Annotated in this window: 22 protein-coding genes and 1 pseudogene; 20 read left to right on the plus strand and 3 right to left on the minus strand. The window is 55.5% G+C overall.

Annotated features, from left to right (window positions below; translation table 11 throughout):
* Positions 1-130: 130 nt before the first annotated feature.
* The 19 genes from ACK2JC_RS28565 to ACK2JC_RS28655 all read left to right on the plus strand — a co-directional run bounded on the left by ACK2JC_RS28565 (position 131) and on the right by ACK2JC_RS28655 (position 16963).
* A complete protein-coding gene (locus tag ACK2JC_RS28565) occupies positions 131-382 on the plus strand; it encodes a DUF4321 domain-containing protein (RefSeq protein ID WP_007718427.1) in 252 nt (83 codons plus the stop codon).
* 63 nt (positions 383-445) lie between these two features.
* A complete protein-coding gene (radC, locus tag ACK2JC_RS28570; RefSeq protein ID WP_092360599.1) occupies positions 446-1141 on the plus strand; it encodes a RadC family protein in 696 nt (231 codons plus the stop codon).
* A gap of 13 nt (positions 1142-1154) precedes the next feature.
* A complete protein-coding gene (mreC, locus tag ACK2JC_RS28575; RefSeq protein WP_092360598.1) occupies positions 1155-2000 on the plus strand; it encodes a rod shape-determining protein MreC in 846 nt (281 codons plus the stop codon).
* Positions 2001-2543: a rod shape-determining protein MreD gene (gene mreD / locus ACK2JC_RS28580; RefSeq protein ID WP_007718419.1), complete on the plus strand. Its 543-nt coding sequence runs from the start codon at positions 2001-2003 to the stop codon at positions 2541-2543. It begins immediately after the preceding gene.
* The gene (locus tag ACK2JC_RS28585) at positions 2536-5454 is read left to right on the plus strand and encodes a penicillin-binding transpeptidase domain-containing protein (RefSeq protein ID WP_118753892.1); all 2919 of its coding nucleotides are present in this window, start codon (positions 2536-2538) and stop codon (positions 5452-5454) included. Before mreD ends, ACK2JC_RS28585 begins: the two co-directional genes overlap by 8 nt.
* Before the next feature lie 23 nt (positions 5455-5477).
* A complete protein-coding gene (gene minC / locus ACK2JC_RS28590; RefSeq protein WP_092360596.1) occupies positions 5478-6146 on the plus strand; it encodes a septum site-determining protein MinC in 669 nt (222 codons plus the stop codon).
* Positions 6147-6258: 112 nt separating this feature from the next.
* Entirely contained in the window at positions 6259-7050 is a 792-nt protein-coding gene (minD, locus tag ACK2JC_RS28595; protein ID WP_007718407.1) for a septum site-determining protein MinD, read from the plus strand.
* 16 nt (positions 7051-7066) lie between these two features.
* Positions 7067-7348: a cell division topological specificity factor MinE gene (gene minE, locus ACK2JC_RS28600; RefSeq protein ID WP_092360595.1), complete on the plus strand. Its 282-nt coding sequence runs from the start codon at positions 7067-7069 to the stop codon at positions 7346-7348.
* Between the two features lie 2 nt (positions 7349-7350).
* A complete protein-coding gene (locus tag ACK2JC_RS28605) occupies positions 7351-8469 on the plus strand; it encodes an FtsW/RodA/SpoVE family cell cycle protein (RefSeq protein ID WP_092360594.1) in 1119 nt (372 codons plus the stop codon).
* Positions 8470-8514: 45 nt separating this feature from the next.
* Positions 8515-8910, plus strand: coding sequence for a methylglyoxal synthase (gene mgsA, locus ACK2JC_RS28610; protein ID WP_024734594.1), 396 nt, complete (start codon positions 8515-8517; stop codon positions 8908-8910).
* On the plus strand, positions 8910-9881 hold the full coding sequence (locus ACK2JC_RS28615) for a D-alanyl-D-alanine carboxypeptidase family protein (RefSeq protein ID WP_092360593.1): 972 nt from the start codon (positions 8910-8912) through the stop codon (positions 9879-9881). Before mgsA ends, ACK2JC_RS28615 begins: the two co-directional genes overlap by 1 nt.
* Before the next feature lie 90 nt (positions 9882-9971).
* Positions 9972-10391 carry a hypothetical protein gene (locus tag ACK2JC_RS28620; protein ID WP_007718395.1) on the plus strand — a complete coding sequence of 140 codons (420 nt, stop codon included), beginning with the start codon at positions 9972-9974 and terminating at the stop codon, positions 10389-10391.
* 276 nt (positions 10392-10667) lie between these two features.
* The gene (locus tag ACK2JC_RS28625) at positions 10668-12068 is read left to right on the plus strand and encodes an HlyD family efflux transporter periplasmic adaptor subunit (protein WP_320938523.1); all 1401 of its coding nucleotides are present in this window, start codon (positions 10668-10670) and stop codon (positions 12066-12068) included.
* 43 nt (positions 12069-12111) lie between these two features.
* Complete coding sequence (locus tag ACK2JC_RS28630; protein WP_092360646.1) at positions 12112-12792, plus strand: YggS family pyridoxal phosphate-dependent enzyme; 681 nt, start codon at positions 12112-12114, stop codon at positions 12790-12792.
* A 50-nt stretch (positions 12793-12842) separates the two neighbouring features.
* Positions 12843-13352, plus strand: coding sequence for a cell division protein SepF (locus ACK2JC_RS28635; protein ID WP_007718386.1), 510 nt, complete (start codon positions 12843-12845; stop codon positions 13350-13352).
* 176 nt (positions 13353-13528) lie between these two features.
* Positions 13529-14626: a 3-dehydroquinate synthase gene (gene aroB / locus ACK2JC_RS28640; RefSeq protein WP_320938522.1), complete on the plus strand. Its 1098-nt coding sequence runs from the start codon at positions 13529-13531 to the stop codon at positions 14624-14626.
* Between the two features lie 7 nt (positions 14627-14633).
* Positions 14634-15155, plus strand: a complete 522-nt coding sequence (gene lspA, locus ACK2JC_RS28645; protein WP_320938521.1) for a signal peptidase II — start codon at positions 14634-14636, stop codon at positions 15153-15155.
* On the plus strand, positions 15155-16066 hold the full coding sequence (locus tag ACK2JC_RS28650; protein ID WP_092360590.1) for an RluA family pseudouridine synthase: 912 nt from the start codon (positions 15155-15157) through the stop codon (positions 16064-16066). Before lspA ends, ACK2JC_RS28650 begins: the two co-directional genes overlap by 1 nt.
* A gap of 252 nt (positions 16067-16318) precedes the next feature.
* Positions 16319-16963 carry an AAA family ATPase gene (locus ACK2JC_RS28655; protein ID WP_092360589.1) on the plus strand — a complete coding sequence of 215 codons (645 nt, stop codon included), beginning with the start codon at positions 16319-16321 and terminating at the stop codon, positions 16961-16963.
* A 74-nt stretch (positions 16964-17037) separates the two neighbouring features.
* Here ACK2JC_RS28655 and glmS read toward each other — a convergent pair whose 3' ends face one another.
* The 3 genes and pseudogenes from glmS to ACK2JC_RS28670 form a co-directional block, all read right to left on the minus strand.
* Complete coding sequence (gene glmS, locus ACK2JC_RS28660; RefSeq protein WP_320938520.1) at positions 17038-18864, minus strand: glutamine--fructose-6-phosphate transaminase (isomerizing); 1827 nt, start codon at positions 18862-18864, stop codon at positions 17038-17040.
* 183 nt (positions 18865-19047) lie between these two features.
* Positions 19048-19266: pseudogene (locus ACK2JC_RS28665) on the minus strand (DUF6783 domain-containing protein); the annotation flags it as partial.
* Positions 19267-19485: 219 nt separating this feature from the next.
* Positions 19486-20436, minus strand: a complete 951-nt coding sequence (locus ACK2JC_RS28670) for an AraC family transcriptional regulator (RefSeq protein WP_320938519.1) — start codon at positions 20434-20436, stop codon at positions 19486-19488.
* Positions 20437-20636: 200 nt separating this feature from the next.
* On the opposite strand from ACK2JC_RS28670, the gene ACK2JC_RS28675 reads away from it, so the two are divergent.
* Positions 20637-21866, plus strand: a complete 1230-nt coding sequence (locus ACK2JC_RS28675; protein ID WP_118753877.1) for a Zn-dependent hydrolase — start codon at positions 20637-20639, stop codon at positions 21864-21866.
* Positions 21867-21921 lie beyond the last annotated feature (55 nt).

The following is a 21921-nucleotide window of genomic DNA, read 5'->3' on the forward strand; positions in this document are numbered from 1 at the left end:
GCTAGAAGATTATGGTAATATGTATGAGAGTTTGCCGGTTCACGGCGGCGGTTTTGCGCGGATCCTGCCGGGTTGGCGCGGGACATGCTTCCCTTAAAAGACCGGACGGACTGAAGGAGAATTGCCACATATGCGCAACAAGAATTTCTGGATTTTACTTATCATGCTGCTGACCGGCATCGTGCTGGGCGGCTTTATGGGCCAGCTGGCGGAGGGGGTGTCCTGGCTGTCCTGGCTGAATTTCGGACAGTCCTTTGGCCTGGATTCCCCCCTTGTGGTCAATTTCGGAATACTGGTCGTCACCTTTGGCCTGACCATCAAGATCACAATGGCCAGCATCATCGGAGTCGCAGTGGCTCTGATCATTTACCGCTGGATCTAAATTCCGGCAAGGAAACGATATCCCTTAACAATGTGCTTGGAGAGGTGCGTAGTTAGGAGAGATATGGAAAGAATAAGAATGAAAGATCTGCCCACCGAACAGCGTCCCTACGAGAAATGCCGGAAAAATGGCCCGGAGACTTTAAGCGACGGAGAACTTTTGTCCGTCATCATCCGCACCGGCAGCAGAGAGGAGAGTTCTCTGAAGCTGGCCGAGCGGATACTGGAGCTGGGCGGGCCCGGGGACGGGCTGGTAGGGCTTTTGCACCATTCCCTGCCCGATCTCATGAAGGTGAAGGGCATCGGTGTGGTGAAGGGCGTACAGCTGGCCTGCGTGGCTGAGCTGTCCAGACGAATCTGGAAGCGGAAAACCCTGACCTGCCGGACGCTGTTTTCCTGCCCGGATGAAATTGCGGATTATTATATGGAAGATATGCGCCACCTGGAGAAGGAGGAGATCCGCGCCATGTTCCTGGACACCAAGCAGGCACTGTTAAAGGACGTGCTGCTGTCCCGTGGGACCGTGAACGCGTCGGTGCTCTCGCCCCGGGAAGTTCTGATCGAAGCCCTGCGCTGCCGGGCCGTCACCATGGTGCTGGTGCACAACCATCCCAGCGGAGACCCCACCCCCAGCCGCGAAGATATCAACCTGACCAGGCGGATCAGCGAGGCCGGCGGCCTGGTGGGCATCCCACTGATCGACCACATCGTCATCGGAGACCTGCGCTACTTAAGTTTCCGTGAACAGAATTTATTATAGAGGAAGATGATACATGGAGTCCAAATACAGTAAATATATCTTGATCGTGCTCACGGCCCTGTGCGTGCTGCTCATCGGCATCACCTCCCTGCGGGACGGGGTGATGGACCCGCTTCGCACCGGCGTAGGGTACTTTCTGATCCCCATCCAGTCCGGCGTGAATAAGGTGGGCACCGGCATCTACAACGAGCTGACGGATTTCACCAGGTTGAAGGGCGCTCTGGCGGAAAACGAAAAACTGAAGGATGAGATCGCCCGCCTGACCGAGGACAACAGCCGCCTCCAGGCCGAGCGCTCGGAGCTGGAACGGCTGCGCAGCCTTTACCAGCTGGACCAGGACTACATGCAGTACGACAAGATCGGCGCCCGCGTGATCGCCCGGGACTCCGAGAAGTGGTTTCAGGTCTTCCGCATCAACAAGGGCTCCGCAGACGGCGTGCGGGTAGATATGAACGTGATGGCCGACGGCGGCCTGGTGGGCATTGTCACCGACGTGGGCGCCAACTACGCCACGGTGCGCTCCATCATCGACGACTCCAGCCGCGTTTCCGCAATGCCTGTGGATTCCGAATACAGCTGCATCGTGGCGGGCGATCTGACCCAGTATGAGCAGGGACGCCTGCGCATCACCGATTTTTCCAAGGACGAGGTGGTGCAGGACGGTGACCAGATCGTCACCTCCAACATCAGCACCAAATTCCTGCCCGGCATCCTGATCGGCTACGCGGTGGACGTCACGGTGGACTCCGAGCATCTGACCCAGTCCGGCTATCTGATTCCGGTGGTGGATTTCGACAATCTCCAGGAAGTATTTGTGATCACGGATGTCAAGGAGATGGAGGAGGCGACCCCACAGTAGATGAATATTCACACCAACGCCAAAATCAAGCAGTTCCTGTTAAACGTGGTGCTGATCCTTCTGGCCTTCACCATCCAGAACTGTGTGTTTCCGCTGCTGCCATTTCTGGCGGCCACGCCCAACCTGCTGCTGATCCTGACCTTTTCCTTCGGCTTCATCCACGGAAAAGGGGCGGGGATGCTCTACGGCGTGTTGTCCGGCCTGCTGCTGGACTTATTCTACAGCGGCCCTTTCGGCTTTTACACCCTGGCCTACATCTATATCGGCTACATCAACGGGATTTTTACCCGCTACTACTATGAAGACTACATTACCCTGCCGCTGATTCTCAGCGTGTTCAACGAGCTGGCCTACAGCATGTACGTGTACGTGTTCCGGTTTTTGATCCGCGGGCGGCTGGACCTGCCGTATTACTTCCGCAACATCATGCTGCCGGAGATCATATTTACAGTGGTGACCACCCTTTTGGTCTACCGGCTGTTCTTATCCGCCAGCAGACGTCTGGAAGATATGGGAAAAAGGAGAGACTCGACGATTGTTTAGCGAACTGATAGAAATAGTGCAGGAATTCTTTAAGCGGCTGTTCACCTCCCGCCTGTTTGCCCTTGCGCTGATATTCACCCTGATGTTTTCCGGCCTGGTGGTGAAGCTGTTCCACATGCAGATTTTAAACGGCGCTGATTACCAGGACAAGTATCTGCAGAAGACGGAGCGCAGCGTGACTACCCCGGGAACCCGCGGGATCATCTACGACGTAAACGGCAACATACTGGCCTACAACAAGCTGGCCTACTCCGTGACCATCCGCGACATCGGCGCTTACTCCAAGACCGCCGACCGCAACGCCATGCTGTACCGCCTGGTCAAAATCCTGGAGCGCCGTGGTGAGACCGTGGAGGGCAAATTTGAGGTGGCGCTGGACGCGGACGGGGACATGGTGTTCACCTCCACGTCGGATTCCGCAAAGACCCGCTTTATGCTGAACTTTTACGGCCAGCCCTCCTCCGACAAGCTGGATGACCCGGCCGGGAAATACCCCACCAACATCACGGCCAGAGAGGCCTTTGAGAAAAAGAAACGGGATTACGGCCTGGACCAGATGAAGGACGACAAGGGAAATGCGCTGATTATTCCGGATCAGACGGCCCTGTCCATGGTCAATATCATTTTCACCATGGAGCTGACCCGGTACCAGAAGTACGAGACCACCACCGTGGCCTCCAACATCAGCCTGGAGACCATGGCGGAGATCAACGAGAACATCGCGGATCTCCAGGGCGTGGAGGTGGAGCGCTCCTCCGTGCGCGTCTACAACGACAGCCTGTACTTCGCCCCCATCATCGGGTACACCGGCAAGGTCCAGGAGGACCAGCTGGCGGAGCTCAACGAGGAGTGGCGCCAGTCCGAGGAGGCGAAGGACCTGCCGCCGGATGCCGAGGACAAATACGACTTAAACGACGTGGTTGGCCGGACCGGCATCGAGAAATCCCTGGAGCTGGAGCTGCAGGGCGAGAAGGGCTTTGCCCGGATGTACGTGGACAACATGGGACGCCCAAGGGAGGTCATCGAGCAGACGGACCCCAAGGCCGGAAACGATATCTATCTGACCATAGACCGGGACCTGCAGATCGGTATCTACAAGTTGATCGAGCAGCAGCTGGCGGGTATTCTGACTGCAAAGCTGGTCAACGAGGATCTGGACCCCAACGTCCGGGTGGACTCCTCCAAGCGGATGATCCCCATCAAGGACGCCTACTACCAGCTGATCAACAACAACGTGCTCTCCCTGCAGGCTATGGCGGAGGAGGATGCCGAGCCCATTGAGAAAGAGATCTACAGCATTTACCAGTCCTCCAAGAACCAGATCATGGAGAACATCCGCAACCAGCTGATGAGCAGCCATCCCCAGCCCATGTCCGACCTGCCCGAGGACATGACCACCTACATGAATTACATCTACACCTATCTGGCGGATACCGCGGGCATCATCCAGAAGGACAAGATCGATCCCAACAGCGAGAGCTACAAAAAATGGGCGGAGGACAGCATCAGCCTGCGGGAGTATATCTACAGCGGCATTGCGGACAACTGGGTGGACACCACCAAGCTGAACGTGACCACCAAATACTCCGACGCGGACGACATTTTCGCCCAGCTGGTGGATTATATCATCGAGAGCCTGGAAAACGACGGCAAATTCACCAAGCGGATGTTCCGCTACCTGGTAAACAGCGGCACCATCACCGGCCGCCAGCTGTGTCTGGCGCTGTACGCCCAGGGCGTTCTGGAGAACGACCCGGAGGAGATCGCCAGCCTGACGGTAGGAGGGGAGGATTACGCCTTCACCTTCCTGCGCAAAAAGATCTCCCAGATCGAGATCACGCCGGCCCAGCTGGCTTTGGACCCCTGTACCGCGGGCGTGGTGGTGACCGACGTCAACACCGGCGAGGTGAGGGCACTGGTCACTTACCCCAGCTACGACAACAACCGGATGTCCGGTTATGTGGACGCCACCTATTTCGCCCAGCTCAACGACGACATGTCCAAGCCGCTCTACAACAACGCCACCCAGGCCCGAAAAGCCCCCGGCTCCACCTTCAAGCCCATCACGGCGGTGGCGGCCCTGGAGACCGGAGTTTTAAGTCCCACCGATACCATCACCTGCACGGGCCTTTACGACGAGATCGCCCAGCCCATCAAGTGCTGGATCTGGCCGGGGCGCCACAATGCCCAGACCATCGAGGAGGGTATCCAGAACTCCTGCAACTATTTCTTCGCCGAGCTGGCCCACCGGATGAGCATGAAGCCGGACGGCACCTACTCGCCGGACCAGGGTCTGACCACGATCCGCGAGTACGCCAGTATGTTCGGCCTGGACCACACCTCCGGGGTGGAGATACCGGAGAACGATCCCCAGCTCTCGGACACAGACCCCGAGCGATCCGCAATGGGACAGGGCACGCACCAGTTTACCAACGTACAGCTTTCCCGGTACGTGGCCGCCCTGGCCAACCGGGGAACCGTGTTCGAGCTGAGTATCCTGGATAAGCGGACGGATTCCGACGGCAACCTGATCGAGGACTACACGCCGGCCGTGCACTCCAAAATCGAGATCCAGGACAGCACCTGGGATGCGGTGCAGAACGGTATGCGCCGGGTGATCACCGACAGCTCCGCCAAGTCCATTTTCGCCGACCTGCCCGTGGCGGTGGCCGGCAAGACGGGTACCGCCCAGGAGAACCTAAACCGGGCGAACCATGGCTTTTTTATTTCCTTCGCGCCCTTCGGAAACCCGGAAGTCTGCGTGACCGTAAACATTCCCTACGGTTATGCCGGTACCAACGCGGCGATCCTGGGCAAGCGGGTTTATCAATATTATTACAAATACACCACTCTGGAACAGATTGAGAACTCCGGAGCACTGGGCGTATCCAATGTAACGATTAACGACTGATAGTTGAGGAATGAGGTGATTGTATGCGCAATGCAGTGGTAATCAAGAGCAGCAAGGCTGGTATGACGGTAATTCTGGACGACAGCCTTCCCTTTGACGAGCTGCTGGCCGCCATCGGAACAAAATTCCGGGAGAGCGCCCGTTTCTGGGGCTCGGTTCAGATGACCCTGACCCTGGAGGGCAGGGAGCTGACTCCCGAGGAAGAGTTCCTGATTGTTGATACGATTACGAGAAATTCACAGGTTGAGATTCTCTGTCTCCTGGATACGGATGCGGAGCGGATCGAGCGATGTGAAAAAGCACTGAACGATAAACTGATGGAACTGAATTCCCAGACCGGCCAGTTCTACCGGGGCAGCCTGAAAAAGGGCGACAGCCTGGAGTCCGAGGCCAGCATCGTGGTCATCGGAGACGTGGACCACGGTGCCCGCATCATCGCCAAGGGCAACATCATCGTCCTTGGCGAGTTAAAGGGCACCGCGGCGGCCGGAATGGCCGGCAACCGGGAGGCGGTGGTGGTGGCGCTGGAAATGGCCCCCACCCAGATCCGCATCTCCGACGCCACCAGCCGCTTCAACGAGAAGAACAAACGGCTGGGAAGAGGCCCCATGATCGCTTCGGTGGAGCAGGATGAGGTCCAGATCCGGCCAATTAAAAAAACATTTCTTAACAATATGTTAAATTTCACATAAAACCAAAAAAATACTGGTAAATTCATGAAATTTAATGTACAATAATATGGTGGTATAATGCCATCGGTATGATACCGCTTATTATAATATCATTTTTCAGGAGGATTTCAACATGAGTGAAGTCATTGTGATTACTTCTGGAAAAGGCGGGGTAGGCAAGACGACTACTTCTGCCAATGTGGGAACCGGCCTGGCCATCCTTGGCAAGCGCGTGGTGCTGATTGATACAGACATCGGCCTGCGCAACCTGGATGTGGTCATGGGACTGGAGAACCGCATTGTCTACAATCTTGTGGACGTGGTGGAAGGCAACTGCCGTATGAAGCAGGCCCTGATAAGAGACAAAAGATATCCCAATCTTTATCTGCTGCCCTCAGCGCAGACCCGGGATAAGACAAGCGTAACACCGGAACAGATGGTCAAGCTGGTAGATGATTTGCGCTCCGACTTTGACTACATACTGCTCGATTGCCCGGCCGGCATCGAACAGGGCTTCCGCAACGCCATTGCAGGCGCGGACCGGGCCCTGGTCGTGACGACCCCGGAGGTATCCGCCATCCGCGACGCGGACCGTATCATCGGCCTGCTGGAACACGCGGAGATGGAGGAGATCGACCTGATCGTCAACCGCATCCGCATGGATATGGTGCGCCGGGGCGATATGATGTCTCTCAGCGATGTGTCGGACATTTTGGCAGTAAACATTATCGGCGCCGTGCCGGACGATGAAAACATCGTCGTATCCACCAATCAGGGCGAACCTCTGGTTGGAATGGGATCCCAGTCCGGATCCGCTTATCTGGACATCTGCCGGCGGATTCTGGGAGAGAACATTCCCGTAGTCGGACCGGAGCAGCCCAAGCGGTTCCTCGCCAGACTGTGCGGCATCTTAAAGCGCGCTTAGAGGGGACGGTGTAAATGTGGGATGGTTAAGCGGTTTTCAGGCAAAGCGCTCCGGGGACATCGCCAAAGCCCGACTGAAGCTTTTGCTGGTGTCGGATAAGGCGGGCTGTTCGCCGGAGATGATACGAATGATTAAAAATGACATGATTTTCGTCATTTCCAAATACATGGAGATCGAAAAAGACAAGGTCCAGATCCGTATGGATACTCCAGGCGGTCTGGAGGGGGCGGACAGGCCCCCGACCATGCTCTGTGCCAATATACCCATTCGTTCCATACCGAATAAGGGGCTGTACTGATTATGTTCTATGATTATGAGTTTAAACACTATAATATTCGCCTGATTTTGTATATGACGGCGCTCAACATTCTGGGGATCCTGGTGATCCGCAGCGCCACCAACTTAAATGAGACCATGGTGAGCAAGCAGATTCTCGGCGTGCTCATCGGCATGGCGGTGGCGGTTGGGCTGTCCCTGGTGGACTACCACCGGATTTTGAACCTCAGCGCGGTGATCTACATCATCTGCTTTTTGAGCCTGGTGGCGGTGCTGGTCTGGGGTAAGGAAGTCAACAATGCGAAGCGTTGGATTGAAGTGCCGGTGATCGGCCAGCTTCAGCCATCGGAATTTGTCAAAATCGGCCTGATTGTTTTCTTCTCCTGGTATTTTATGAAATACCAGGAGCGGATCAACCAGCCGTCGGTGATCGGAGCGGCGGCGCTGCTGTTTGCGCTGCCCGCCTACCTGGTTTTCGACCAGCCAAACCTATCCACCAGCCTGGTGATGGTGATTATGGTTGCCGGCATCGTGTTCGCCAGCGGCATCAGTTACCGCTGGATCGCGGGCACCCTGGCAGTGGTGCTGCCGGTGACGGGGACCTTCATCTATTTGCTGCTAAACGGGTTGATCCCATTTATCCGCGAATATCAGGCCGGACGGATCCTGGCGTGGTTTAACCCGGAAAAATACGGGCAGGCTTACTATCAACAGGCCAACTCCATCATCGCCATCGGTTCCGGCCAGCTAAACGGCAAAGGGTTGTACAACACCACCATCGCTTCCGTTAAAAACGGCAATTTTCTGTCAGAGGAGCAGACGGATTTCATTTTCGCCGTGATCGGTGAAGAATTGGGATTCATAGGCTGCATGGCAGTTATCATATTATTTTTATTGATCATATACGAATGCCTGATTATGGCGGCCCGGGCAAGGGACTTAGGCGGACGTCTGATCTGCGCCGGAATGGCCACGCTGATTGCGTTCCAGGCATTTGCCAACATCGCCGTCGCCACGGCAATTTTCCCCAACACGGGCCTGCCGCTGCCGTTTATCAGTTTTGGCAGCAGTTCCCTCATCAGTATCTTCATCGGGATGGGGCTGGTTCTAAACGTTGGATTGCAGCGCGAAACACGACATTAACCACTGTGCACAAGCAAGTGCTAAAATATTAAGGAGGGTATAATAATGAATGTAGGATTGGTAGCCCATGATTCCAAGAAAAAGCTGATGCAGAACTTCTGTATTGCATACAGAGGCATTCTGAATAAACATGAACTGTACGCCACAGGCACCACCGGACGTCTGATCGAGGAGGTGGCCAACTTGAATATCCACAAGTATCTGGCCGGACACCTGGGAGGCATGCAGCAGATGGCCGCTCAGATTGAGCACAATGAGATGGACCTGGTGATTTTCCTCCGGGATCCCTTCACCCCCAAGACCCACGAGCCGGATGTCAACAACGTGATCCGCCTGTGCGACAGCTACAACATTCCCCTGGCCTCCAATCTGGCCACCGCGGAACTGCTGATCAAGGCTCTGGACCGCGGAGATCTGGAGTGGAGAGAGGCCTACAAATAATGCGATCCAAATTACTCGGCACTGGGGCGGCCTTATTTCTGGCTGTCTCGCTGGCGGGCTGTTCCGCCGGTCTGTCCGGGAGCTATTCCCTGGAAGAGCGTATGCCCGTTTTGAGCGCGCCCACAGTGCTCTCAGAAGAGGAACTGTATGCCCCCGCCTTTGCCCGGGATCTCTGCGTGGTCGGCGACGAACAGTCCTATGCGGACGACTCCGTCACCTCCGAAGCGGCGGCGGTCTTTGACCTGGACAACTGCAGCGCGATCTACAGCAAGAACGCCTTTGAGCGCCTGTATCCGGCCAGCACCACCAAGGTGATGACGGCCCTTATCGCGATCAAGTACGGCAATCTGGCCGATGAGGTGACGGTGACGGAAGATGCGGTGATCACGGAAGCAGGGGCCACCCTGGCCGGGATCAAACCCGGGGACAAACTGACCATGGAGCAGCTCCTGTACGGGCTGATGCTCCCCTCCGGAAACGATGCCGGGGCGGCCATCGCCGTCCACATGGCGGGCAGCATCGAAAAATTCGCGGATATGATGAACGAGGAGGCCAGACGTCTGGGCGCCACGGGCACTCATTTCATGAATCCCCACGGCTTAAACGATCCCAACCATTACACCACGGCCTACGACCTTTACCTGATCTTCAACGAGGCGCTGAAACAGCCCATGTTCCGCAAGATCACCGGCTCCACCGCCTACACGGCCAATTACCGCGGCGCCGACGGCAAGACGGTCTCCAAGACCTGGAAGGGCGGCAACTGGTTTATGACCGGCGAGCGCAAGACTCCGGACGGACTCACCGTTTTCGGCGGAAAGACCGGCACCACCAAGGCCGCAGGTTACTGTCTGGTCATGGCGAGCCGCGACGACGAGGACCGCGAATACATATCCGTCGTGATGAAAGCGGACAGCCGTCCGGGCCTATATGACAATATGACAAATATAATTTCAAAAATAGTCAAATAAGTGATTGCGTTTTATATATATTTATACTATAATTAGATTAATCTCATTTGATTTTTTATACAACATATATAACTCAAGGAGGAGATAGCTATGGTTCAGATTATTGCAGGAAGGAAAGGAAAAGGCAAGACGAAACATCTGCTGGATATGGCGAATTCGGCCATCAAGGGTGCCAAGGGCACAGTGGTTTATCTCGATAAAAGTTCTCAGCACATGTATGAGCTGAACAATAAAATCCGTCTGATTACTGTTCAGAATTTCCCCATTACAACCAGTGAAGCATTTGTAGGATTTATCTGCGGTATCATCTCTCAGGATCACGATCTGGAGACGATGTATCTGGATAGCTTTTTAAAGCTGGCCGTTCTGGAAGGTGAGGATATTTCCGACACCTACATAACTTTGAAAAAAATCAGTGAAGTGTATCATGTAAACTTCGTGCTGAGCATCTCGCTGGATGCCACTGAGCTTCCGGAGTGCGCCAAGGGCGATGTAGTGATTTCCCTGTAATAAATAGACGTTACTGTTCACAGGCAATATCCCGCGAGGCGTTTTTTGCCGTTTCTGTGCATCGCGAAGCGTGTTACTGGGAACGGAGTGTACAGTAATAAATAGACCGCTGTCCTGCCTGATTTTGCGGTCAGGAGTGATGGACAGATGGACGAACCTATGATAAAATGACTGACAGGAGTGATAGGCTGCCTGCCGTGCTGTGGCGTAAGTATGCCGGGCCGGGAGGCAGCTTTTCATGTGAAGAATTTTCCGGAAAGGAGTTGGTCCGGCCTCATGGCGCAACGAAAGCCAAAAAAGCTCGTCCGGTACCGCAGGCCCTTAAACTTAAACGTGGGCATGATCATATTTGCGATCATCTTCGTGTACCTTACATTCTCCGTGTCCGCCTACCTGCGCAGGGAAAAGGTTCAGTTCTACGAGGTGGTGGAAGGCGGCATCGTCAACGACAAGAGCTATACGGGACTGATCCTGCGGGAGGAGGCGATCCGCTACACCGACCGCCCCGGCTATATCAATTTCTACCTGCGGGAAGGCAAGCGCGCCTCTGTTGGCACGCGCATCTACTCCCTGGATGAAACCGGCGGGTTAAAGGATCTGTTAAAGGATTCCCCGGAGGGAGAGAAGGCGATCTCCTCCGAGAACCTGGCGGATTTGAAAAAGCAGTTGAATTCCTTTGTCCTTTCCTTTAAGGACGATAATTTTTCCACCCTTTACGACAGCCGCTACAATCTGGAGGCGGCGGTGATGGAGTACGCCAGCTTCAGCGCCCTGGACCAACTGGACAAGCTGGCCAGCCAGGCGGGGTTAAGCTTCGAGCAGGTGACCTCGGACATCTCCGGGGTGGTCTCCTACGGATTTGACGGATACGAGGGCAAAAAGCCCGAGGATGTGGAGGAGAAGGACTTCGACCGCACCAATTACTCCAAAAAGATCAACCAGTCCGGGGCCCGCATCGACAGCAACAAGGAGGCTTACAAGATCATTACCTCGGAAAACTGGTCCATCGTATTTCCGCTCAGCGACGAGGACCGGGAGCTCTACAACGGAAAAAATACTCTGAAGGTCCGCTTTACCGACTATTCCATGACCGTGCCGGGCAGCTATTCCACCTACACCGGCAAGGACGGCAAGACCTACGGACGGCTGGACTTTTCAAAATACCTGGAACAGTTCATTTCCGACCGGTTTGTGAATTTTGAGATCGTGACCGACCAGACCACGGGGCTCAAGATTCCTATCAACGCGGTGACGGAAAAGAGCTTTTACCTGATTCCCGTGGAATATATGACCCAGGGCGGAGACAGCTCGGACCCGGGCTTTAATAAGGAAGTGTATGACGCCAACGGCACCTCCGTGGTATTTGTCCCCACCACCATCTACTCGTCGGACGACGAATATTACTATGTGGACCTGGGGGACAGCGCGGAGTTCAAAGCCGGGGACTACGTGGTGAAGCCCCAGTCCACGGAGCGCTATCAGATCGGGCGGACCGCTTCCTTAAAGGGAGTTTACAATATCAATAAGGGCTATACCGTGTTTAAGCAGATCGAGATCAAGGATTCCAACAACGAGTATTACACCGTGACCCGGGGCATGAAATACGGCCTGTCCGTGTACGACCACATCGTATTGGATGCGTCGCTGGTGCACGAGGGTCAGATCCTTTATCAGTAACGGTTTGAAACGGCCTGCCAAACAAGATTGGAGGAAGATCATGATGATAAAAGAACAGCTGGAAGAAGTGAGAGAGCGGGTGAACGCGGCCTGTCTCAGAGCCGGCAGGGATCCGAAGAGCGTCACCCTGATCGCGGTGAGCAAGACCAAACCCGCCCAGGCGGTGCAGGAGGCCTACGAGGCCGGCGCCCGGGATTTCGGTGAAAATAAAGTGCAGGAGATTCTTCAGAAACAGCCGGCCCTGCCCCAGGATATCCGCTGGCATATGATCGGCCATCTGCAGCGCAACAAGGTGCACCAGGTGATCGGCAAGGCGGTTCTGATCCACGCGGTGGATTCCCTGCGCTTAGCGGAGCAGATCGAGCAGGAGGCTGCCAAGCGAAATCTGGATGTGGACGTGCTTTTGGAGATCAACGTGGCGAAAGAGGAGAGCAAGTACGGTTTCTTCCTGGAAGATGCCGAGGAGGCCATCCGCCGGATTAGCGCCCTCCCCCATGTGCACATCAAGGGGCTCATGACAATTGCGCCTTTTGTAGAAAATCCTGAGGAAAATCGCGGAATTTTTCAAAAATTATATCAATTTTCTGTTGACATCAATGACAAAAACATCGATAATGTTACTATGGGTGTGCTCTCAATGGGAATGAGCGGTGACTTTGAAGTGGCCATTGAGGAAGGCGCAACCATGGTGAGAGTCGGCACCAGTATTTTCGGTGCACGATAAGGGCGCATCAAATTGCCGGAGCGCCCGGATATAGGATTGGAGAGTGTAAAATGAGTCTGTTGGGCAAGTTAATGGATACCATGAGATTAAATGGTGACGAAGAGGATGACGACTACTACCTGGATGAAGACTTTGAGGATGAAGCTCCTAAAAAGGGATTGTTCTCCAAGCGGAATACCGATTACGAAGATGAAGACGAACCGGAAGGAAAAACTAGGTTTTTAGGCAGGCCAAACCCCAAAGTGGTACCTATGAGACGGAGCATGGAAGTGACCATGATCAAGCCTACCTCCATGGAGGATTCCCGTGATATCTGCGACTACCTGCTGGCAGGAAAGGCAGTGGTTCTGAATATGGAGGGAATACATACGGAGACTGCGCAGCGGATCATTGACTTTACGTCGGGAGCGACCTACTCCATGAACGGGAACCTGCAGAAGATATCCAATTATATCTTCATTGCAACGCCTGATTGCGTGGAATTGTCCGGTGATTTTCAGGACATCCTGGCAGCCGGAGGAGCGATTGACAACATCTCCGGGCTGAATATCCGGTTATAAACAGAACATGATGGACAAGCAGACTGTTTTTTAGCTGTGCGGGCCCGCTCCCGCCAAGCCCTGACAGGCGGGCGGCGGATTGGCCGGCAAAGAGATGGTCTGTTTCTTCGTGGTTCAATTTTGGGAGGGCAGACGAATCCGGTCTGCCCATTCTGGTTTTCAAAGGAGGAAATGTGATGGCACAGAGATTGACCGTCCACCGGGACGGGGAAGCGATTTACGACATTGTGATGGAGCCGGATTTTAACGGCCTTGGCCCGGAGGTGGAAAAGCTGGGGCTCTCAGAGCGCAAGATCTGCCTGGTGACGGACTCCAACGTGGCGGCGCTCTATCTGGACGAGGTGGCAACGATTCTGTCCAAATGCTGCAAAACGGTTCTCACCTTCGTATTTCCGGCGGGAGAGGAGCACAAGAATCTGGACACGGTGCGCAGTCTGTACGAGCATCTGATCCTGAATCATTTTGACCGCAAGGACCTGATGGCGGCCCTGGGCGGAGGGGTGGTGGGAGACTTATGCGGCTTCGCCGCGGCCACCTATCTGCGGGGCGTGGACTTTATCCAGATTCCCACCACGCTGCTGTCACAGGTGGATTCCAGCGTGGGCGGCAAGACCGGCGTGGACTTTGACGCCTACAAGAACATGGTGGGAGCCTTTCACATGCCCAGACTGGTCTACACCAATCTGGCAACCTTAAAAACCCTGGACGGGGAGCAGTTCTCCTCCGGAATGGGCGAGGTGATCAAGCATGGGCTGATCAAGAACCTGGAATACTATGGCTGGCTGAAGGAGAACCGGGACCGGATCCTGGCCCGTGATCCGTCTGTCTGCGAGGAGATGGTTCTGGAGAGCAACCGCATCAAGCGGGACGTGGTGGAGAAGGATCCCACGGAGCAGGGGGAGAGGGCGCTGTTAAACTTCGGCCATACCCTGGGCCACGCGGTGGAGAAGCTGAAGGATTTCTCCATGTTCCACGGGCACTGCGTGGGCGCGGGCTGCGTAGCAGCCGCTAAGATCAGCGCGCAAAGGGGCCTGATTTCAGAGGGAGAGGTGCGGGATATCCGGGATACCATGCTGCAATTCTCCATCCCGGTGGCCGTGGACGGCCTTGAAACCGGAGAAGTGATACGCGCCACCCTAAACGATAAGAAAATGGATGCCGGAGTGGTGAAATTTGTTCTGCTGAATGAGATTGGAAAAGCCTACGTGGACCGCACGGTGACGGAAGCTGAGATGAAGGCCGGCCTGGAATACATCATGGAGACAAAGGAGTAATCGACATATGAAACAAAAACGTTCGTTTTTCACCAGTTTTCTCATCGGGTTTGTGATCCTGGTGGGCCTGGACCAGTGGACCAAAGGTCTGGCCGTCAAGCACCTGATGGACCAGCCGCCCTTTGTGATATGGGACGGTGTGTTTGAGCTGCTGTACTCGGAGAACCGGGGCGCGGCCTTCGGCATGATGCAGGGCAAACAGTTTTTCTTTTTCCTCATCGCGCTGGTCGTGCTGGCGGCGGTGGTTTATCTGCTCTGGAAAATGCCGGTCACGGAGCGCTACATGCCTATGGCCGTCTGCCTGATGATGGTTTCCGCGGGCGCGGTGGGAAATATGATCGACCGCATCGGACAGGGTTACGTGGTGGACTTTCTCTACTTTAAGCTGATCAATTTCCCGATCTTCAACGTGGCGGACTGCTATGTGACCATCTCCGCCTTTCTGTTGATTCTGCTGGTGTTCTTTTACTACCGCGAGGAGGAGATGGCCTGCTTTTCCCTGCGCAAGAAGGAGGAGAAATCGGAGTGATGGAGCGATTCCGGGTGACGGATGAGGACGGCGGCGTGCGCATCGACAAGTATCTGACCTCCGTCTGCGAGGGGTTGAGCCGTTCCTACCTGCAAAAGCTGCTGAAATCCGGCCAGGTGCTGGTGGGCGGCCAGGGTGTGAAGGCCAGCTATGCGGTCCAGGAGGGCGACCTGATCGAGCTGGAGGTGCCGGAGGCCGTGGAGCCGGAGATTCTGGCCGAGCCCATGGACCTGGACGTGCTCTACGAGGACGAGGACATTATCCTCATCAACAAACCCAAAGGGATGGTGGTGCACCCGGCGGCCGGACATTACACCCACACCCTGGTCAACGGCCTTTTAGACCACTGCCGCGGCCAGCTCTCAGGTATCAACGGGGTCATGCGCCCCGGAATTGTCCACCGCATCGACATGGACACCACCGGGGTGATCATCGCCTGTAAAAACGACCTGGCCCACAGCTGCCTGGCCGAACAGCTCAAGGAACACTCCATCACGCGGCGCTATCAGGCCATTGTCCACGGCGTGTTGAAGGAGGACGAGGGCACGGTGGACGCGCCCATCGGACGCCATCCGGTGGAGCGCAAGAAGATGAGCATCAACTACAACAACGGACGGGAGGCGGTGACCCACTACAAAGTGCTGCGCCGATTCCGGCAGTACACCCATGTGGAGTGCCGTCTGGAGACGGGAAGAACCCATCAGATCCGCGTACACATGGCCAGCATCCACCATCCCCTGCTGGGCGACGCGGTGTACGGCCCGGCCCGGTGCCCCATTCCGGGACTGCAGGGGCAGACATTACACGCCGGTGTTTTGGGCATCCGCCATCCCCGGACCGGAGCCTACATGGAGTTCACCGCGCCCCTTCCGGACTATTTTGCCAAGCTGCTGCGGACCCTTCCGGAGTAGCATTTCCGGCGCAGCCGGCTGAAAATCAGACATTGCAGGCAGACGAGCCAAGAATGAGCGGAATCCCTTGTATTTACGGGAAATACGCCAATTCTTGGCCTTTGTTGTATGTTTTGTGGAAATACATTTGCAATAATTTGATTTTTTTGCTCATTTCTCTATACTTTTCTGAAACTTTGCGGTATAATATGAATATAGATGGAAGACATCGCATGCATTATAGAATGGTTATAGCGGAAAGGGGAATGTGCAATGAACGGAAATCTGATTATTACAATCGGCAGACAAAGTGGAAGCGGCGGTAAGGTGATCGGCCAGAAGCTGGCGGAGCGCATGGGCGTGGAGTGTTACGACAAGGAGCTTTTGTCCCTGGCGGCCAAACAGAGCGGGCTGTGTGAGGAATTGTTTGAAAAGCACGACGAGCGTCCCACCAGCAGTTTTTTATACTCCCTGGTGATGGATTCTTACTCCATGGGTTACACGGCATCCGGCTACTCCGACATGCCCATCAACCACAAGATCTTTTTGGCCCAGTTCGACGCCATCAAAAAGCTGGCCAGCGAAAAATCCTGCGTGATCGTAGGTCGATGTGCGGATTACGCGCTGGCGGATTTCCCCAACGTAGTTTCCGTTTTTATCTGCGGCGATGAGAACGACAAGCTGGCCAGAATGCAGGAGACCTACAAGGTGGACCTCTCCAAGGCCAAGGATATCATGATCAAGTCCGACAAGAAGCGTTCCAGCTACTACAACTACTATTCCAACAAGAAGTGGGGCGATCCCCGCAGCTATGATCTCTGCCTGAACAGCAGCGCCACCGGTCTGGACGGCGCGGTGGACGTGATCTTAAACTTCGCGGAAGTAAAGCAGAGATGGAACAAGGAGAAAAAGCAGTAACAAACTACAGAATCGCACAGAGGGCCGCGCAGAATCAACTGCGCGGCCCGTTTTTTGATGTGAAATAAATGTTCTCACTCCACAGTCACCGATTTCGCCAGATTCCGCGGCTGGTCCACATCCAGGTTCTTTCCCACGGAAGCGTAGTAGGCGATCAGCTGAAGCACCGCCGCGATGGGAAACACGGTGAACTGGTCGGCCAGATCGGGGATCCGGATCTGGATGTCCGCGATATCCTCCTCCACCCGGGCGCTCTCCTTGGCCAAAAGGATCACAAAGGCGCCTCTGGCCCTGACCTCCCGCACGTTGGACACGGTTTTGGCAAAAATTTTGTCCTGGGTGGCGATGGCGATCACCGGAACCCTGTCGCTGATCAGGGCGATGGTGCCGTGTTTGAGCTCCCCGGCGGCGTAGGCCTCCGAGTGGATATAGGAAATCTCCTTCAGCTTTAAGGCGCCTTCCAGGGAGAAGGCGTAGTCCAGCCCCCTTCCGATGAAAAATGCGTCCGGCGCGTTGATCAGGTGCGTCACCAGGTTTCGCACCTGGTCCTTCTTTTGGATCATGGCTTCCATGGCCGGAACGGCGTCCAGCAGATCGCCCATAAAGGCCTTCGCCCCGCTCTGGTCCAGCTTTCCCCTGACTATGGCCATGCGGCAGCCGATCATGTAGAGGGCGGCCAGCTGCACGGAGTAGGCCTTGGTGCTGGCCACGGCGATTTCCGGACCCGCGTGGGTGTAGAGCACGTAATCGCTCTCCCTGGCGATGGTGGAGCCTTTGACGTTGACCACGGCTAAGGCCGGCGAACCAAGGCTCTGGGCCAGACGCATGGCGGCCAGGGTATCGATGGTCTCGCCGGACTGGGAGATGACAATGACCAGGGTCTGAGCGTCCACCAGGGGCTGTTCGTAGCGGAATTCCGAGGCGATGGACACGGCCACGGGAATCCGAAGCAGCGGCTCCATCAGAGCCCTGGCCACCATCCCCGCGTGCATGGCGGTGCCGCAGGCGATGATGTGGACCCGCCCGCAGTCCGCGAAGAGCCGGTCCGGGATGCCGTCGTCGGTAAAGTCCGGCAGGCCTTTTGCCAGGCGGGGCAGGATGGTGTTTTTCAGGGCTTCCGGCTGCTCGTGGATCTCCTTGAGCATAAAGTGGGGGAAACCGTTTTTCATGGCCGCATCCATGTTCCAGCTGACCTCCATCATCTCGGGAGCCACCTTGTTGCCGTCCATGTCGTAGAGCCGCACCTTGTAGGGCGTCAGGCGCACAATGTGATGCTCCGGCACCACGAAATACTCCCGGGTGTAGGAGATGAGCGCGGTCAGGTCCGAGGCGATCAATGCGCCGGAGGGCGTGTAGGCGGCCACAAGGGGACTGACGTTTCGCAGGGCATAGATTTCCCCGGGATGGTCCTCAAAGAGAATACAAAAGCCGTAGGAGCCTTTTAACCTGGCTGCGAAGGCTTTCAGGGCCGCCATGGGATCGCCGCCGCATTGGCTGTAGAGCGCGTCCAGGACGCCTGCCGCCACCTCGGTGTCGGTCTGGGAAACCAGTTTTCCCTCCAGGCCGTACTCCACGGTGAGCTGGTGATAATTTTCAATGATCCCGTTGTGGATCAGGGTGATCCTGCCGAAACGGTGAGGGTGGGCGTTCTCCTGGGTGACGCCGCCGTGGGTGGCCCAGCGGGTGTGGCCGATGCCGCAGTGGGAGACGTCCCCCAGTTTGGCGGCGCACTCCCTAAGAGCCGCCACCTTGCCCACCTTTTTTACCACCTGGATTCTGGATTCCCCGTCAAAATAGGCGATTCCCGCGCTGTCATAACCCCGGTATTCCAGGCCTGCAAGGCCGTTTAACAACAGTTTTCCGGCCTCAAGCGGGCCGCTGTATCCGATAATTCCACACATAGATTTTTACTTCCTCTCTCTCAAATTCCGGTCATTTTTGTTGTGTTTCCTGTTTTTTGCCATCAGAAAATAAGCCGCCGATATTTTCGGCAGTTTCACAGGTTTCTGTCTGTCGATGCATTTTTCGCGTTTCCTACTTCGCGGCCCGTTTTGCCGGCAAAAATAGCTTTTGGCATGCCTCAAAAGCGCCCTGGGGTGTGTTTGGAAATTGCTTTCTGACATCTGTGCGTCCCAGTTTGTGGGATGTGCAGATGGCAGGAATGAATTTTCAAACATACCCTGGCACAGCTTGGGCGTTTTCGGGTGCGAATCAGTTTTTGTTTCTGGAACTTGTTTCTGAATGGCCCTGACGATGGGACAGGGCGTCCGGTTGCGCCGCGTTTGTTTTGCGGTTACCCGCATATTTCACTGCGCATTACACGCCCGGACGGCATGGGAGAGCACCCGCCGAAAACTTCGATTCTCTCTCCACCTCGTTAACCTTCTCTCCGGCAGCGCAGGGCGTTTGAAGCCTCAGACTGTTCACGGTCCCGGAAAAAGGTGCTTGGCGCTTAGCTATGCTATGTTCTCTATTCCTCCCAGATAGATTGTGATTTATTATAGCTCACTATAAAATATGCGTCAACCGGAAATTTTGTTCTGTCTGGCGACGGAAACCGCCGAAGCGTCCGTTTCCAGCTGCCTGCGTCCAAACTGATTCCGGTATTTAAGGGGCGGCAGGCCGTAGCTTCCGCGAAACTGTTCGATAAAGTAGCTGATCTGGTTGTAGCCCACATCCGCGCTGATTTCCGAGATCGGTTTGTCGGAGTTGACGATCATATTTTTGGCAGTGTAGAGGCGGTACTCATTTAAATATTTGATGGGAGACAGGCCGGTGTATTTGCGGAACAGCGCAGTGCACCGGTTTTTATTGGTGATGGCGTGGTCGCTGATCTGCCTGACGGTCAGCGGTTCGGAGTAGTGGGTCTGGACGAAGCGGATCATGGTCTGGATCAATTTGATCTCTTCATAGTCTTGCGGATTTTTTGTGTTCCCGCCGCTTCCTAAAATATCTTCGAAAACCAGAGACAGAAAATTGATAACGGAAAAATACTGCAGAGGTTCGCATTTCCAGTTCAAAAATGTTTTAAGCTTCTCGGTCTGGTAGGGCAAAAGGAGCAGCAGGGAGTGCGTGAATGAATCGCTCTGCAGCAATGGGAGGACGTAGTTTTCCCGGATCAGCGGATGAAAGATGTCGGGCGTAAAGTTGATGCACAGAGTCCGGGTGTCCCCATCCATGGTCCGGGAGCCGTGGAGCTGGCGGCGGTTGACCAGGAGAAGCTTATCGGGGCCGAGGACAAAATGGCGGCCGTTGACGCTGTATTCCAGCGCGCCTTCTGCGATCCAGAGAACCTGAAGCTCGCCGTGCCAGTGGAGCGGCACATAGTCGGACGCGGCATGCCGGTAGTGCTGGGTATAGACGGAAACCGGGAAATCCCCGGAGAGAAACCGAACCTCTTCCTGCTGTTTTTCATTGGTGGATATCACAAATTCCATGTCGGACTGATTGCATTTCGGAAACGACTGTTTCATTCCGCCACACCTCCTCTGACTCTATTTTACATGAATTCTGCGCAAATAAAAGACCGGAACAAAAATTCAGGATAAATCTGATAGAAGCTGGTCTGTTATTGATAGAATTTCACGCTGGTTCCTGATACAATTCCGGTATACGGTCAAACAAACAGGGAAAGCGCTTGAACTGAAATATGGGTCAGACAGGAGATGTGTGTATGTTATCAATCAATGGTACAAGACTGATGGAGAGAATCCATGCTTTGGGAGAAATTGGAAAGGATGCGGAGGGCAGGAGAACCCGTCTTGCAGCCTCGGACGCGGAGAAGGAAGGCCGGGACCTGGTGGCGGGCTGGATCCGGGAGGCGGGCCTTGAGCTGGTGGTGGACAGGATCGGAAATATGTTCGGCATCTGGCAGACGGAGGAAAACAGACTGGAGAAGCCCCTGATGATCGGCTCCCACATCGACACGGTGATCAATGCCGGGCAGTACGACGGCTGCCTGGGTGTGATCGGCGGGATTGAGGTGATCAAAACCCTGATGGAGGCGGGCATAAGGACCGCAAGACCGGTTGTCGTCGGCGCTTTCACCAACGAAGAGGGCGTGCGCTATTCCCCGGATATGATGGGTTCCCTGGTCTACGCGGGAGGTATGGCAGTGGATGAGGCACTCGCCACGGTGGGGACGGACGGCACGGTTCTGGGGGAAGAGCTGAAGCGGACCGGTTACGAGGGGACGGTCCAGCCGGGCTTTCTGCAGCCGGAGGCATTTGTGGAGCTTCACATCGAGCAGGGACCGATCATGGACGTGGAGAACGTGAAAATCGGCGCAGTGGAGAATCTGCAGGGCATCCACTGGCAGCGGGTAACCATCCAGGGGGCGGCCAATCACGCCGGAACCACACCCACGGCTCTGAGGGCGGACGCCGGGCTTGCCGCGGCTAAGGTCAACGTATTCCTGCGGCAGTTGGTGGAAAAATCCGGCGGCGTGGCCACGGTGGGCACCATCCGGCTGGAACCCAACGCGATCAATGTGATCCCATCCGGGGCGGTATTTACCGTGGATCTGCGCAATCCGGACAAGGCGAAGCTGGAAGCGGATGAGAAGGCGCTGGCCGGGTACTTTAACGAGCTGGAACAGTCCGATCATGTTAAAATCTCCACCGAACGCCTGACGGAGTTTGATCCCGTCCTGTTTGACCAGGGGATCGTGAGAACGATTGAGCAGGCGGCAGCGGCCCGCGGGTTAAGCTGCAGGCGTATGACCTCCGGCGCAGGCCAGGACGCCCAGATGCTGGCAAGAATCTGCCCGACGGCCATGATCTTTGTTCCCAGCATCGGCGGAATCAGCCATAACCCGAGGGAATATACCCGCGACGAGGACGCCGTTGCCGGGGCAAACGTGTTCCTGGATGTGGTGAGGGAGCTTGCCGGGGGATCATATTAAATTTTATAGAGAACGAGCCAGACAGGCTCCGGTTTTGCCGGCTTTGAAGCGGCGG

It is taken from the genome of Enterocloster lavalensis (assembly GCF_046603895.1).
Lineage (GTDB): Bacteria > Bacillota > Clostridia > Lachnospirales > Lachnospiraceae > Enterocloster > Enterocloster lavalensis.

What these genes read in the sequence shown, in the direction of transcription:
- ACK2JC_RS28655 (WP_092360589.1), top strand. Translation starts at nt 16,319, where the DNA reads ATGAACGGAAATCTGATTATTACAATCGGCAGACAAAGTGGAAGCGGC.
- aroB (WP_320938522.1), top strand. Translation starts at nt 13,529, where the DNA reads ATGGCACAGAGATTGACCGTCCACCGGGACGGGGAAGCGATTTACGAC.
- ACK2JC_RS28635 (WP_007718386.1), top strand. Translation starts at nt 12,843, where the DNA reads ATGAGTCTGTTGGGCAAGTTAATGGATACCATGAGATTAAATGGTGAC.
- ACK2JC_RS28630 (WP_092360646.1), top strand. Translation starts at nt 12,112, where the DNA reads ATGATAAAAGAACAGCTGGAAGAAGTGAGAGAGCGGGTGAACGCGGCC.
- mreD (WP_007718419.1), top strand. Translation starts at nt 2,001, where the DNA reads ATGAATATTCACACCAACGCCAAAATCAAGCAGTTCCTGTTAAACGTG.
- radC (WP_092360599.1), top strand. Translation starts at nt 446, where the DNA reads ATGGAAAGAATAAGAATGAAAGATCTGCCCACCGAACAGCGTCCCTAC.
- mreC (WP_092360598.1), top strand. Translation starts at nt 1,155, where the DNA reads ATGGAGTCCAAATACAGTAAATATATCTTGATCGTGCTCACGGCCCTG.
- ACK2JC_RS28670 (WP_320938519.1), bottom strand. Translation starts at nt 20,436, where the DNA reads ATGAAACAGTCGTTTCCGAAATGCAATCAGTCCGACATGGAATTTGTG.
- ACK2JC_RS28615 (WP_092360593.1), top strand. Translation starts at nt 8,910, where the DNA reads ATGCGATCCAAATTACTCGGCACTGGGGCGGCCTTATTTCTGGCTGTC.
- minD (WP_007718407.1), top strand. Translation starts at nt 6,259, where the DNA reads ATGAGTGAAGTCATTGTGATTACTTCTGGAAAAGGCGGGGTAGGCAAG.
- ACK2JC_RS28675 (WP_118753877.1), top strand. Translation starts at nt 20,637, where the DNA reads ATGTTATCAATCAATGGTACAAGACTGATGGAGAGAATCCATGCTTTG.
- ACK2JC_RS28605 (WP_092360594.1), top strand. Translation starts at nt 7,351, where the DNA reads ATGTTCTATGATTATGAGTTTAAACACTATAATATTCGCCTGATTTTG.
- mgsA (WP_024734594.1), top strand. Translation starts at nt 8,515, where the DNA reads ATGAATGTAGGATTGGTAGCCCATGATTCCAAGAAAAAGCTGATGCAG.
- ACK2JC_RS28625 (WP_320938523.1), top strand. Translation starts at nt 10,668, where the DNA reads ATGGCGCAACGAAAGCCAAAAAAGCTCGTCCGGTACCGCAGGCCCTTA.
- ACK2JC_RS28620 (WP_007718395.1), top strand. Translation starts at nt 9,972, where the DNA reads ATGGTTCAGATTATTGCAGGAAGGAAAGGAAAAGGCAAGACGAAACAT.
- glmS (WP_320938520.1), bottom strand. Translation starts at nt 18,864, where the DNA reads ATGTGTGGAATTATCGGATACAGCGGCCCGCTTGAGGCCGGAAAACTG.
- minC (WP_092360596.1), top strand. Translation starts at nt 5,478, where the DNA reads ATGCGCAATGCAGTGGTAATCAAGAGCAGCAAGGCTGGTATGACGGTA.
- lspA (WP_320938521.1), top strand. Translation starts at nt 14,634, where the DNA reads ATGAAACAAAAACGTTCGTTTTTCACCAGTTTTCTCATCGGGTTTGTG.
- ACK2JC_RS28565 (WP_007718427.1), top strand. Translation starts at nt 131, where the DNA reads ATGCGCAACAAGAATTTCTGGATTTTACTTATCATGCTGCTGACCGGC.
- ACK2JC_RS28650 (WP_092360590.1), top strand. Translation starts at nt 15,155, where the DNA reads ATGGAGCGATTCCGGGTGACGGATGAGGACGGCGGCGTGCGCATCGAC.